Annotated in this window: 11 protein-coding genes; 2 read left to right on the plus strand and 9 right to left on the minus strand. The window is 44.1% G+C overall.

Annotated elements, in window-relative coordinates; all coding sequences use genetic code 11:
* Nucleotides 1–133 precede the first annotated feature (133 nt).
* The 9 genes from AC1DM9_RS15610 to AC1DM9_RS15650 all read right to left on the minus strand — a co-directional run bounded on the left by AC1DM9_RS15610 (nt 134) and on the right by AC1DM9_RS15650 (nt 11,170).
* Nucleotides 134–1,336, minus strand: coding sequence for an extracellular solute-binding protein (locus tag AC1DM9_RS15610; protein ID WP_477580893.1), 1,203 nt, complete (start codon nt 1,334–1,336; stop codon nt 134–136).
* A 110-nt stretch (nt 1,337–1,446) separates the two neighbouring features.
* Entirely contained in the window at nt 1,447–2,433 is a 987-nt protein-coding gene (locus tag AC1DM9_RS15615; protein WP_477580895.1) for a substrate-binding domain-containing protein, read from the minus strand.
* A 15-nt stretch (nt 2,434–2,448) separates the two neighbouring features.
* On the minus strand, nt 2,449–4,233 hold the full coding sequence (locus tag AC1DM9_RS15620; protein ID WP_441881132.1) for a cache domain-containing sensor histidine kinase: 1,785 nt from the start codon (nt 4,231–4,233) through the stop codon (nt 2,449–2,451).
* Nucleotide 4,234: 1 nt separating this feature from the next.
* Nucleotides 4,235–5,860, minus strand: coding sequence for a response regulator transcription factor (locus AC1DM9_RS15625; protein ID WP_477580897.1), 1,626 nt, complete (start codon nt 5,858–5,860; stop codon nt 4,235–4,237).
* 197 nt (nt 5,861–6,057) lie between these two features.
* A complete protein-coding gene (locus AC1DM9_RS15630) occupies nt 6,058–6,768 on the minus strand; it encodes an ABC transporter permease (RefSeq protein ID WP_477580899.1) in 711 nt (236 codons plus the stop codon).
* Nucleotides 6,765–7,613 (minus strand): ABC transporter ATP-binding protein, encoded by an 849-nt coding sequence (locus AC1DM9_RS15635; protein ID WP_477580901.1) that lies wholly within the window; start codon nt 7,611–7,613, stop codon nt 6,765–6,767. Before AC1DM9_RS15635 ends, AC1DM9_RS15630 begins: the two co-directional genes overlap by 4 nt.
* Nucleotides 7,614–7,786: 173 nt before the next feature.
* On the minus strand, nt 7,787–8,884 hold the full coding sequence (locus AC1DM9_RS15640; RefSeq protein WP_477580903.1) for a LytTR family transcriptional regulator DNA-binding domain-containing protein: 1,098 nt from the start codon (nt 8,882–8,884) through the stop codon (nt 7,787–7,789).
* A 215-nt stretch (nt 8,885–9,099) separates the two neighbouring features.
* Complete coding sequence (locus AC1DM9_RS15645; RefSeq protein WP_477580905.1) at nt 9,100–10,452, minus strand: sensor histidine kinase; 1,353 nt, start codon at nt 10,450–10,452, stop codon at nt 9,100–9,102.
* Nucleotide 10,453: 1 nt separating this feature from the next.
* Nucleotides 10,454–11,170 (minus strand): response regulator transcription factor, encoded by a 717-nt coding sequence (locus AC1DM9_RS15650; protein WP_339206184.1) that lies wholly within the window; start codon nt 11,168–11,170, stop codon nt 10,454–10,456.
* Between the two features lie 155 nt (nt 11,171–11,325).
* Here AC1DM9_RS15650 and AC1DM9_RS15655 point away from each other — a divergent pair, with 155 nt between their 5' ends.
* Both AC1DM9_RS15655 and AC1DM9_RS15660 read left to right on the plus strand, forming a co-directional pair.
* A complete protein-coding gene (locus AC1DM9_RS15655; RefSeq protein WP_477580907.1) occupies nt 11,326–11,988 on the plus strand; it encodes a hypothetical protein in 663 nt (220 codons plus the stop codon).
* 153 nt (nt 11,989–12,141) lie between these two features.
* Complete coding sequence (locus AC1DM9_RS15660) at nt 12,142–13,908, plus strand: sulfatase family protein (RefSeq protein ID WP_477580909.1); 1,767 nt, start codon at nt 12,142–12,144, stop codon at nt 13,906–13,908.
* The last annotated feature ends 5 nt before the right edge of the window (nt 13,909–13,913 follow it).

The following is a 13,913-nucleotide window of genomic DNA, read 5'->3' on the forward strand; positions in this document are numbered from 1 at the left end:
GCTGCTCCATCGTGTAATTTCATCATAAATTGGGAGGGCTATAATCTCTATTGAATATCTTCCATATATTCTTTATTATCTTCTCTTCCGTGCATATAAAGCTATTTTTCGAGTAATTTCGCTAAGATAGCGCTTATTTTTGCTGATTGCTCTTGTTTTCTGCAAAAGACTGCAATTCATCTAATGCCGCTTTTGGCGTCATTTGCTCATATAAAACAGCTTCACCTAGCTTACGGGTATAATCAAGCACCGCTTGCCAAGCAGGCTCCTTCGCCGGATAAAACCTCGCTTTGCTTAACGCTTCCAAATCGCTTTTGACCACTTCGCTTTTCTCCGACAGCTTGGTGCCCACCGTCGTCGTAACGGGAAGAAACCCTTCGCGTTTAATCATTTCTTCATAAGCTCGATCTTCATAAAGGAAGTCAAGAAACTTGGACAACGCTTCTTTATTGGTATGATCAGTTTTGAAGGACACGAGCAGATCATGTACACCAAACGTAATTGGCGATGTACCATCCTTTACTGGAATCGGACCCTTTCCCCATTCCAGCTCCGGAAACTCTTTGGGGACGACTGCCGAGAAATAATTGCCAGATATCATCATAGCAAGATTGCCTCCGCCCATAATTCGCTGCTTCTCGTCGCGAGTCGTTATGTTCGGCTCTGGCTCAGTCAAGCCTTTATCAAACAGCTCTTTAAAAAAAGTCAATCCTTCCACATTGGTCGGTGAATTAATGGCCCATTTCCCATCTTTAATCCAATCTCCGCCCGAACCAAAAAATATATAAGACAAAGTCGCCTGTGTCTCATTGTCCGACAGGTCAATTCCGAAGCCGTCTGCTGCGCCAAGCGCTTTAATTTTCATTGCGGCCTGCTCTAGCTCCGACCACGTTGTCGGAGGGGCAGCAATGCCCGCTTTGCGGAACAGCTCCTTGTTGTAGTATAAGTTCCGTGTAGTAGCAACGTATGGAATTGCGTATTGCACCCCGTCTATCTGATCCATATCTACTAAGTTCGGATACAGCCGATTCGCTAGTTCAGGCGATATAATATCATCCATATTATTTAACAAGCCATCCTTGGCGTAATGGGCATACACATTCGTATTCAGAAGATCGGGAGGCTGGTTTTTGCTAATCATAGTCGTATAGATTCCATCAAGTATATCCCAGTTGGCTACTTGCAGCTCTACATCAATGAGAGGGTTTTTCCTCTCAAACTCTTTTACCAGCTTCTCAAGCAGCGGCTTCGTTTCCGTACTGTATTCAGAGGCGACAAACCGAATCAACGCCCGCTCCTCCTTCGGAGTTGCAACTGGCTCTGGGTTCTCGTTCATGCACGATGAGGAAACTACTGTAATTAACAAAAGGCTGATAGCAACCATAAGAGGCTTAGTTCCATAGCGTTTTCGCTGCATAGGGTTATATTATCCTTCCAAATAGGAATCTACTTACTCGTTATAAATGGGAATAGCAGCTTCTGATTTTCCGTTGTGTACATATTTTCTTTCGTGATGACATTGGATTCAATATAGGTGATAGGCTCGGTTTTTTCTCCATCAATTAGCTTTAGCGCCGCTTTCACGCCAAGATAACCCATATTAAATGGCTTTTGTACAATAGAAGCTGTCATAATGCCTGACTCCAGCAATTGAACCTCATCACTGGTGCTATCAAATCCAATAAGATTAATAGCACCTGCCTTGTTATACTCCTTCAGCAGCCTTGCAACCCCCTGTGACGCGGATTGATTGAGTGTAATAAATGTATTAATGCCGGAATCGCTTCGAAGCAGCCGCTTGGCAATTTCATAGGCTTGATCCTCGGAATCATCTGCATAATAGGTTTCCATTGCACTCGCTTTGTAGCCCTTCAATGCAAGGCGCATTCCCTCCAGCCTCTCTTGCGAAATAATCGAGCTCGCGTAATCACTAATAACGGCAATATTCGGATCACCGTCCGTTTCCTGAATGGAGGTTTGTCCTGCTAGTTGTCCTGCTTCTTTATGATTGCTTGAAACAACAATAGGAGAAGGCTTCATACTCGGAGAATGATTAATAATGACCAGCTTGATGCCTGCAGCGCGCGCCTTTGCAAGAATAGCTGGCATTCGATTATCCATTACCATATCAATGACAATCGCTTGCGGCTTCCGTGCGATCGCATCCTCCAAGATTTGAATCTGAGCATTGGAATCGCCTTCAATAAGCGGACCTTCTACACTCAGGTTTAGCCCCGTTTCCTTAGCTGCTGCTTCCGCACCCTGATTGACTGCCTGCCAGAAATCAAGTCGAATATTTAAGGATTTCAAAATGACCGTAACATTTTTCTCCTCATGGTTAACACCAAAAAGCAGATTAAAGTTGAATACAAAATAGATGGCAATCATCGCAATTGCCACAACTAGCAGCAGCGTAAATCGATGCTTTCGCATTATTTTGCTTCCCCCTTAATCGAGCTTCGGTATTACGATCGTAATACAGGTGCCCTCTTCAATTTCGCTGCGAATTTGAATGCCATACTCATGCCCAAAATAAAGCTTGATTCGCTCGTTTACATTGCGTATCCCGATGCCCTGGTTGGCGTTATCCTCCAAATTGCTGTAGAGAAGCTTCCCTAGCTGTTCCGCTGACATCCCTTGGCCGTTATCCTCTACCTCAAAAATAATTTGATCGCCTGCCTGCCTTCCGCGGATCGTAATTAATCCATCATCCATGCCATACATGTTCCGGATGCCATGATAGATCGCATTTTCTACAAAAGGCTGAAGCAATATTTTTAACGTTTTATAGTCAAGAATTGATTCGTCCATATCAATGACATAATTAAGCTCATCGTTATAGCGCATTTTCTGTATAAGCAAGTAGTTCGTAATATGCTCAATTTCCACTCGAATCGGAACCAGCTCTTTTTCCTTCGTAATGCTTGCGCGGAACAGCTTAGCTAAAGCAGATGTCATCAGAACGACCTCCTCGTGCTGCTTCTGCTCGGCCATCCACACAATCGAATCGAGAGTGTTGTATAAAAAATGAGGATTGATTTGCGATTGAAGTAGCAGCAGCTCGCTCTTTCGCTTATTTTCCTGATTTAAAATCGTTTCCTCCATGAGAAACTTGGTTCGGCTGACCATTAAGTTAAAAGATCGACCCAGCTGTCCGATTTCATTCATTTGGCCAATTTCCGTCTGAATATTGAAGTTGCCCTTCTCTACTTGCTTCATGTCGGATTGCAATACTTTAATAGGCTTGGATAAGCGATGTGACAATCCTATAGAAATCAGCAGCGTAATGGCTAAGCCGCATAAGGAATAAAAAATAATGGAATTACGCAGACCCTCTTTGTTTGCAATTAAATCATCTGAATAAGCCACTCCGGCAATTCTCCAACCAAAGTTCGTGTCTTGCACGGAGTAAATACGTTTGTCTCCACCCTCGTTCACGACGAAGGATTGACCGCTTGGAGCCTGCAAAACTTCTGCAATACGCTCTGTACGCAATTTGCTATCGATGAGCTGCTGCTGCGGATGATAAACGATATGACCTTCGTTATCCACGATGAAGAGATAACCTTTTTTGCCGAGGTTAATATTTTCGCAAATGTCATTAATGACACTTAAATTTAGATCAACGAGGAGTACGCCATCCGCCTTAATTCCATCTGTGCTCTTAAGCTCTCGACTCAGAGAAACGACCCAGCGGTATTCGTTTTCAATTAAGCTTTGTACATGAGGAGCAGAAACGACGGACCTGCCGCCTGCCGCTTTTGCCAGCTGATACCACTCTTGATCCTCTGTCTTTGTATTTGGATTTAAGGTAGTAATTCGGCGGTCAGAAACAAATCGCCCATTGTATCCAAACACCATAATGGATGCAATGTCCTTGCGCGTATACAAGATCGCCTGGAACAAGTCGGAAATTTGCTTCTCGTACGTACGGCGGTTCTCTGCGCTGATGAAGTTATTATCCGATATGTAATACTTGACGTCCTTATTCGTTAAAGCGAGCAGTGAAATATTTTCCATATTGTCGACATACGATTGAATATTTAGGTTGACCTGCTTAATAATTTCCTCAATGTAGCCTTTCGAATTCCGCTCAACCGCCGCTACGGAAACTTGATAGCTTACTAGACTTGTTAATACGATAGCAGCCAAAATCAGCATAGAAAAAGCTAAAGATATATTGGATTGAATGCTTTTTAGCGGAAACAAAGGAAAGAACCGATCTTTGAGCATGTTAGGCTCCGCTCCCCTTTATTTGTTTCTCTCTGTAATCCTTTGGGGTTATACCTGTGTGCTTCTTAAATAAAATGCTAAAATAATTCGGGTCCTTGTAGCCCACCTGCTCCGCAATTTCATACAGCTTCATCGCCGAATTGTGAAGCAGCTCCTTTGCCTTGGCCACCCTTACACCGGTCAAATACTCAATAAACGTCTCTCCTGTATGCTGTTTGAACACGAGACTGAAGTAGCTTGAGCTCATGAGCACATGACGGCATAAGTCCTGCAACGACATCTTTTCATTCGCGTAATTTGTATCGATATACTCCACCGCGCGATGAATTTGCATGTTGGTCAAATAATTACGGTTATCCGCTATAGTAGAAATAACGGAGCTTACCATGTCCTTTAGCCAAATCTCAACCTCATCCAGCGTCTTGAATTTGAACACGTTCATCAGCTTCATTTGCTGCTCAAACGGTGATTCCTGCTCTCGAACGGCTAGCTCCTGTACAGAGTTCATCAGCGAGAGAACAACCTTTTGCATTTGCAGCATACAAGCTTCCACTGGAACAAGAGAGGTTTTCAGCTCTGCCACCCCTTGTTCAATCAATTGGTAGGCTTCTTGAATGGCGCCTGTCTTAACAGCAGCAGCCAGCTTGCGGTCGAGGTCATGGCTCAGCGGCATGTATCCGAAAGGTTTTCCTTCAATATCAATAATACTCAGCACTCTATTTTTACCTAGCAGAAAACGATAGTCCAGCACCGACAACGCACTCTTGTAAGATAACGGCAGCTGTTCAGCAAGCGTACATGTTCGTCCGATTCCTATCGTCACTGTAAATTTCAAATATTTCTCAATATGATAGCGGACCTCCTCAGCAAGCGAAAATCCTTGTTCATACAGGAGGCTTTCACTGTCATGTCCAAAAATGATGGCAACCATCCGCTCCTCACGGGTTCGGAAGGTCAGCACATGCTCTCGGTCCAGCGTTTCATTAAAAATATCATAAGCAGCGAATCGCAAAAATTCGACATCATGCTCATAGGAGGACAGTTCTCTGTCGCCAAAATCGTCGATATCTACGACCATGACCAAATATAGCGGTGATATCGGCGGCAGGTTGAAATAAGCAAAACGTTCTGCGATTTCCACTTTCCCTAAACCAACCGCAACTAAACGCTCTAGAAATCGCTCTTTAAGCAGCGGAAGACTGTGCTCCAGCTGGTTGTTTAGCCTGCCCAGATCTTCACGACGCTGCTTCTCTTCATCCATCTCTGCTTTAATTCGATCCAGGAGCTGACGTATTTCTTGCGCTGTAATCGGTTTCAGAATGAAATCAGAAATTTTAAGCCGAATCGCCTGCTGCGCATACTCAAATTCGTCATAGCCCGTTAATATAATCATTTTTATATACGGGAATTGAGCGGAAATTAAACCAGCCAGCTCTAATCCGTCCATAAACGGCATACTGATGTCTGAAATAACAAGCTCCGGCCTATCCAATTCTACGGCATCCCACGCTTCTCGACCGTTAGCGTAATCACCAATCAATTCGAAGCCATGTTCATTCCAATTGATTGTATTTTTTAATCCGATTCGGACAACCGCTTCATCATCGACAATAATTACTTTATACATCGAAGCCTCTCCAGTCTGTAAATGCCAATATACGAGCAGTAACAATATACTCCAATTATGCATGAGAATACACCAGCTTACAATTCTTTGATTCAGGAAAATGTCGAAAAACCCGGCCGCAAGCGGTCCGGGTTCTCTTGGCTTAAGCGGCAGCAAAATTATGCTGCTCCGTCCACCATTTCATATACTACTTTGCTTTATTCATCCACCATACGTTTCTTGTATACGTACAAGCAGACAGCATACATCGCAATAATCCAAACAAAAATGATAGCTAAATGGGACAATACGTCTACCAGCCCCGCACCAGCCTCCACTTGTTTTGCTAATTCAATCAGCTGCAGGTTCGGCATGAACTTGGCAACGGTCAGGATTGGATACTGATCCATCAACGGTGTAATCAATGACCCAAAAGCAAAAATGACAAATGCCGGCATGATCGCAACGGAGGCTTCCATCACCGATTTGGTTAGCAAACCGATGAACGTGCCTAAGCCCAAGTAAAAAACGGAAGATAAAAATATTGCGATGATAATGACCAATAGGTTTTTCGGATGATAATCGGTAAGTAAAGCAGACAAAATAATAATAACCGTGCTCGCAATAAAGCTTAGCAAGCTTTTGCCGCAAAAAATTTCGAAAATGCTCGCCGGTGACAGCATGAGTCCGCGCAGTGTGTTTTTTTCTTTCTCTTCGGCGACTAAAGAAGACTGCACATAAGTAGCTACTAAAATTAAGGCCATATTGATGATCAAATAATGTACATCAATGGTATTCCCACCAACGCGCCCAAAAAAAGCAGCCAGGATTAAAGGAAGGATCAATGTCGTGGTTATATACATGTTTCGAGATACGTCTTTATAGTCTTTTTGCAAAATGGCCCTTACTCGCTTCATTGAAAATGTCATGATAGTTTCCTCCCAGTCACTTCTACAAAAATATCGCCTAATGTCGGAAAATTGGATTGAATGGATGCAATTTGGTTTTTGCTCATATAGTCAAATACCTTCTGCGCCCCATCAGACCCCTTTGGTACAATAACCGTTGACCCATCAGTTAGCTCCACTGTAATGGTTGCATCACTATGCTGCTCACGCAGCTTCTTTGGTTCATCGAGCAATTGAATCGTTCCATTGTTTAGGAAAGCAACGCGGTCGCATAAAGTTTCGGCTTCGTTCATATCATGCGTCGTTAAAAAAATGGTTGTGCCCTTGGCTTTCAATTGTAACAAGCCTTCATAAATATGCTTCGTATTCACAGGGTCAAGCGCTGATGTGGGCTCATCCAGGAACAAGAGCTCTGGTTGATGCAGAAAAGCCCGAGCGAGAATGACCCGTTGAAGCATGCCCTTGGATAATTTAGATACCATCTTCTTGCTCTCTTGCTCCAAATTGACCATCTGCAGCACGACATGAATCCGGCCTTCGGGCACATCGTATAAGTCACAAAAAAACTTCAAATTATCGTAAACAGACAAGCGAGCATACAAAGACGTATTGTCGGTAATGATCCCCATTTTTTTGCGATACTTCTCTTCTCGCAATTTACTCGTGGGAACTCCAAATACATAGGCACTCCCCGAGGTCGGCTTCGACTGCGCTGTTAATATTTTGATGGTTGTTGTTTTGCCCGATCCGCTTGGTCCTAGAAATCCGAAAATCTCACCCTTCCTTACGTTAAAGGAAACGTCCTTTAACGCCCTGGAATTCGAAAATGATTTCTCTAATGAAGTCACTTCAATTATATTTTGCATGCCGCTCTCAACCTCCGTTGTTTTATCCGATCTACCTTCATCTTAGGTGAGAGGAGAGAGAGGCGCATTATAATCGCATTGAATGGAGCATACAAAGGGGTGAATGATACTTATTTCGGGCTGAATAGCGCAATAATCACGTGGTTTGGAGCAGCGGTTTCGGTGAATGGCGCTTATTTAAGCCCGATCATTTCCTTTAACTCAGCCATTTTTGTTTTTGACAGCGGTACGTTAGTCTTTAAATGATCATCAAGCACCAAGCTATAGCTATTGCGAGTGAAGGTGATGACTTCTCTTACCTTTTGCAAATTAACGATGTAAGAACGATGGCAACGAAAGAAACCGTACGTCTGCAGCCTTTCTTCCAGCTCATTAATTTTGAAGGATGTTGGATACATCTCCCCTTTAATATAGAGATTCGTTTGTCCTTCACTGCTTTCGATATAATCAATTTCCGGAGGATTAAACAATATAATCTTGTCATTCATTCGTGTCGGAATTTTCTCGAATCTGACATGCTGAACGATAGGCTCATCATCTTCAAGAACCTCATCACTTTCTGCATGCGAAGGCAAAGGTTCTTCCTTTATATCCGCTTCTTCTGGAGATATTGATTTTGGTTCTTCTTCTGTATCTTGAACATCAAAAGCTTTGAGTCCCTTCTCATCCAGTCGATAGACCCGGCTCGTCACACTAAGCGCTGTTTCCATATTCCCCGTGAGCACAAGAATCGCTTTGCCGCTCTCTCCGAGTCTATGTACCATCTTATGAAAAACAAGCTTCGTTTCGAGGTCGACATTCTGATCCGGCTCCTCAAAAATGTAAAGAGCAGGATTTTGAAATAATAAGCGTGCAAACTGAATCCGCCTTTTCTCTGACAGGCTCAGCTTCGTTAGGCGCTTATTGGCTTTCAGATCGAGCTTGACGATGCGGACAGCTTCATCGATGGATAGGCTTGAACCGTATAGCTGTTTAAAGAAACTAAAGTTTTCTTTGACCGTCAGCCGTTCATAAGAGCCATCTTGCAACAGCAGAAGACCTATCTGACTAAGAAAACCCTTCCTGTTATTTGCAAATGACAGCTCATTCACTTTAATTTCACCACTGGAAATCGGCAGTTTTCCTGTCAGCATCGCTAATAACGTATTTCGGACATTCATGCTCGAATAAAGCGCGACCACTTCATGACATGCAATTTCGATATGAAAGGCAGGAAATACGAGTACGTTTTCGGTATATCTCTCTAACTCATTAATGGTAAGAACCGACACATGATCACCTAGCTTATCTATAGTTTAAAAGCCATATTTTTCATTTAACTTGTTTATTATACATGACCTAATCACTGCAATGAATGTAAAAAATCCACAACCAGGTGAGGTTGTGGATTGCGTTTAACGATTTAAATGAAAATATGCTACCCGCTTCTCCTTGTAAAATTTTCAGCAGCTTCGAATGTTTAATATCGAGCATGTCTTACTCCTACTCATGCGGCTATTGGAAATCCAAGAGAAAATATAGCACCGCCGCCCTTGCGGTTATCGGCAGTAATGAGGCCCCCGCATCGTTCCACAATCGCTCGCGATATAGCTAGGCCGAGGCCAGACTCCCCGTCCTTGCCTTTCACAAAACGATGAAATAAATAAGGAAGCAGCTCATCCGGAATGCCGCCGCCATCATCGGACACCGATATTTCTATGCGGCCTTTCTTAGCCGAAGCATGAATATAAATATTTTTATCCGCATGTCGAATCGCATTTGTCACAACATTAAGCATCGCTTGAAGAAGCTTGTCTTGGTCTGCTCGTACAATCAGCTGTTCATGCTCATCATAGCTTGGATGCAGTGTAATTCCTTTTTTGACGAGCATAGGGTTTACACGTTCAATCGTCTCAGCGAGCAAATCCTTTAAACACACCAACGAGGGCTGATAAATATCCTCCTCGCTGTCCAGCTTCGCTAACAACGTCATTTCGGTCACCAGATTTTTTAGTCTGTCACTTTCACTCAAAATAATGTCCAAGCCTTTATAGACACCTTCACCTTCAAACACTCCGTCTCTAATGCCTTCCGCATAACCCGCAATGGACATTAAAGGTGATTTCAGCTCATGTGAAGCATTTTGGAAAAACTGCTTTTGCGCACGGTTAAAGCGATTAAGCTCATCAGCCATTTCAAAAACGACCTGTGCAACAGAACCAAGCTCCCCCCCTGCCTTTACGCGTTTCACCTTGGAAAACTGGCGGCTCTTCACCTTTGTCAATTCTTCCTTTAATTTCATGAGCGGCTTGATTAGCTTTCTCGTGATCAAATGGCTGAGCAGCAGCATGAGCATTCCGCCCAAACCGAATACAAGAAGCAAACGTTTCAGCAGCGCCTGTTCAATTTCTTTGATTTTGCTGACCGGCGTAAAGAGCGTCAAAGTACCCTGCGGAATGGCGTTCACTTCAACAAGAAACCCTTTATCCGTACCATCTACTACCTTATCAACGCTCGAAATGGCTGCTGTCTCCGTGCTCGATGCTTTACCGGCCTGCAAGGATTGCATCGGCAATACCTCTTGCATAATATTTCCTTGGGCATCCGTCACGACGGCTTCAATGGATGGGTTAATTGACAATGCACTAGCAGAAAGAGTCACCCGGCTATCTTTCGCTGATTGGGTCACCATTTCTGTCTTCATAGTAGCGGACAGCGTTGCGCTTGCCATCTTCAATTCTTCCTTCTGTGCAACCATAAAGTGATCTAATAACACATAGTGAATTAATAGCGCAGTGATTGATAAAACAAGCACAAGCGCGATGCCAAATGCGAGATTAATTTGATGAACGAGCTTCATATTAATACACACCCCGATCCGTTCTCATTCGATAGCCATGACCCCATACCGACTCTATCGGTAAATGTTCTATTTTTTTTCGTATTCGTTTAATAAGATGATCGACTGCACGATCGCTGCCGAAATAATCGTCGCCCCAGACGAGTGTGAGCAGATCAGCTCTAGCAAAAGCACGATTCGGCTGCTCAATAAACACCTTGAGCATCGTGAATTCCTTGCTCGTCATGTCCACTTCCTCGCCCTGCCAGAATACACGTCTTTCCTCCAGCATCAATTGAAGCTCACCAAGCTCCAGCCGTGACAATGGCGTTGCAGCATTCGCCGTGTTTTCTTCGGCTTGGTTAATTTTATACCAGCGTTGGAGCTGCCGCTTTATGCGTGCCATCAGCTCGCGAGGACTAAACGGCTTAACTAAATAATCGTCGCTCCCAAGCTCCAAGCCTAATATTTTATCAACCTCTGTATCTTTGGCTGAAATCATAATAATGGGCACTTCTGCCTCATTCCGAATTCGCCTGCATAGTTCATAGCCATCCATTCCCGGCAGCATAATATCGAGCACCCACAGATCCGGAGGATTGGTTTGCCACAGCTCCCATGCGTCCTCTGCATTTTCCAAACCGATTGTCTGGTAATTTTCCTTCTGCAAATAAATCTCGACTAAATTTCGTATATGAAAGTCATCATCCACAACGGCGATGCGATAATTGCTGTTCACCTTCACTAACCCCCTGAACATTTCTTCTATAAGTATACCAAGCCCACAATCGCAATGGGGTCGTGCCATCGTTTTTCCACAAATACACCAATGTTCTGACACAGCCTTCTTGTAGAGTAAGACGAGTAAGACAAACCCATTAGGAGCGTGAAACCATGAACCATAAGTTGATTATTTCCAGAGTTGTCCTTTCATCTGCTTTATTAATGTCCGCTGTTGCAGGCCCTGCCATCTCGAATGCAGCGTCTAAAGCGCCAGCACCTGAAAAATTCTCTATGCTGCAAAACGTAACAGCAAGCACTTCCATCTCCGCAGATGCAACGACTGGTGTAGCTGTGGTCAACAGCTTTACTAATCCGCTCGACTTAGCCAAAAAGTATGCACCTGACACACTAGCGGACTGGCAGGATACATTAGACCAATATGAGAAAACGATCGGCAGCACGATGAAAAACCTCATTTCATCTGTTGAAGCAATACCAGCAATTTCAGCTGGCAAGGAAACGATCTCTATTTCTAAATCGGAGAATGTCGGAACTTTATCAATGAGCACTGCTGCAGTGAAAATCTCAGATTCCACTAAACTAAATATTGCACCAGCTGATGTCGTTCAGCTTGATAAGAATACAGGTACGGCAGTTCAAATGACTGAAGCGACTATTAGCGAAGCCGACAGCGCTGACATGGCGTTTATTAGAGCAGAGATTAAGCTGGCGCAAGCGGTTCAAGCTGAAGATGCTGCTGCTATTAAGCAATCACTGAGCGAGCTTCTTGTACAATACAAACAGCAAATCGCTGAATGGAAAGCAGAAAAGTAAAACCTAAAAAAAAGGAAACAAGCTCACCTCCTTCATGAGGTGAGCTTGTTTCTTTTTCGCATATGCTTACGCATCTAACAGTAGAAAATTACTGTTTCTAAGCTTTACAGCATAATTTAAAGTGAAGTCTTTAGCCAAGGATGTGTGTATGCCATGAAACGTAATCAGCAAGCTTCACGAAAGCTCGATAAGCCTAATTTTCTTGTCATCCTGGTGGATGAGGAACGTTATCCCCCTGTATATGAGAACGCCGAAATAAAAAAATGGCGCAAAAAAAATCTAATCGCACAGGAGCTGTTGAAAGAAAACTCTATGGAGTTCCATAGGCACTACATCGGGAGCTCCGCATGCTGCCCAAGCCGGGCAACCTTGTTTACCGGACATTACCCGTCGCTCCACGGCGTCAGCCAAACGGTTGGAATCGCCAAAGAGTCTTTCGATTCCGATGTGCATTGGCTGGATAAAAACACCGTTCCTACGATGGGCGACTATTTCCGCGAAGCCGGCTATCAGACGCACTACAAAGGGAAATGGCATATAACCAATGCTGATATTATCGTCCCTGGCACCCACAACAGCATTCCAAGCTTTGATCCTTTGACAGGCGTACCTGACAGAGAGCGAACCGACTTATATTACCAAGCTAATCGCTTAGATGACTTCGGCTTCTCTGACTGGATTGGTCCGGAGCCAAATGGAAAAAATCCGCGTAATTCCGCCTCCTCTGCAGGTTTTGGAATAAGCGGACGCGATGTGGTTTATGGTGAGGAAACCGTGATGCTGCTTGAAAACCTTGATCGTCAAAAAAGCAATGATAAAAATGCCAAGCCATGGTTAGTCATTGCTTCCTTCGTTAACCCGCATGATATTGTTTTGTACGGTGCGCTCACCGCGCATCTGCCCGCCTTCCGTTTCGAAGTGGAGCCTACGGTACCATCCGTTTCCCCGCCGCCAACGATGAACGAATCGCTGCTTACGAAACCACGCTGCCAAGCAAGCTATCGCGATACTTACCCTAAGGCGCTGCAGCCGATCATCGACAATCCATTTTACCGTCAGCTTTATTACCAGCTGCAAAAAAATGCCGATCAGCAAATGTTAAAAGTATACGAGGCGCTTGCTCGCTCATCATTTTATGACAATACGATCGTTATTTTCACCTCAGACCATGGAGATTTGCTCGGATCTCACGGAAATCTTCATCAAAAATGGTACTGTGCCTATGAAGAGTTTCTGCATGTGCCATTCCTTATTCATAATAAGCATCTTTTTCCGCATAATAAAAATGTGGATACCCTTACAAGCCATGTTGATTTGCTGCCTACTATGCTTGGACTTGCGAATGTGGACATCCATACCATTCAATGCTGCTTGCAAAAGAGATTCAGCGAAGCCCGCCCTTTTGTTGGGCGCGACCTCACTCCTATTATTTTGGAACAAAAACCGGAGGTAACCGGCGATAGTCCTGTATATTTCATGACCGATGACGACGTGACACGCGGCCAGCACCAAGTAAATCCACTCGGGGAAGCCTATGCATCCGTTGTTCAGCCTAATCACATTGAGTCTGTCCTCATGACGATCATTACCGATGGCAAGAAACAATTGTGGAAATACTCCCGTTACTATGACAACGTGCAATTTTGGAGCCAACCAGGCGTACAAGATGTAACCTTTTTGCAAGCTGATGCTGCGAAAGGTGAACAGTTCCCGCTGTGGGTGACACAAGTGAAAACGGAGCCGGCTCCTGAGGAATTTGAGCTGTACAACTTAACCGAAGATCCTCTAGAAAATCGCAACCTTGCGAATCCAGCTTATGCCACGCAGCATACGAAAGAAATTGAAACATGGATGATGGAGCTGCTGAATGAGCAGCGCATGCAAAAACGTCTTGTCCCAGCGGATACGGGCATCACTTAAAGCCA

The organism is Paenibacillus sp. 01T431, from assembly GCF_056398625.1.

Bases quoted from the DNA above. Each gene is read 5' to 3' on its own strand.
- AC1DM9_RS15610 (WP_477580893.1), bottom strand. From the start codon at position 1,336: ATGAACGAGAACCCAGAGCCAGTTGCAACTCCGAAGGAGGAGCGGGCG.
- AC1DM9_RS15615 (WP_477580895.1), bottom strand. From the start codon at position 2,433: ATGCGAAAGCATCGATTTACGCTGCTGCTAGTTGTGGCAATTGCGATG.
- AC1DM9_RS15620 (WP_441881132.1), bottom strand. From the start codon at position 4,233: ATGCTCAAAGATCGGTTCTTTCCTTTGTTTCCGCTAAAAAGCATTCAA.
- AC1DM9_RS15625 (WP_477580897.1), bottom strand. From the start codon at position 5,860: ATGTATAAAGTAATTATTGTCGATGATGAAGCGGTTGTCCGAATCGGA.
- AC1DM9_RS15630 (WP_477580899.1), bottom strand. From the start codon at position 6,768: ATGACATTTTCAATGAAGCGAGTAAGGGCCATTTTGCAAAAAGACTAT.
- AC1DM9_RS15635 (WP_477580901.1), bottom strand. From the start codon at position 7,613: ATGCAAAATATAATTGAAGTGACTTCATTAGAGAAATCATTTTCGAAT.
- AC1DM9_RS15645 (WP_477580905.1), bottom strand. From the start codon at position 10,452: ATGAAGCTCGTTCATCAAATTAATCTCGCATTTGGCATCGCGCTTGTG.
- AC1DM9_RS15655 (WP_477580907.1), top strand. From the start codon at position 11,326: ATGAACCATAAGTTGATTATTTCCAGAGTTGTCCTTTCATCTGCTTTA.
- AC1DM9_RS15660 (WP_477580909.1), top strand. From the start codon at position 12,142: ATGAAACGTAATCAGCAAGCTTCACGAAAGCTCGATAAGCCTAATTTT.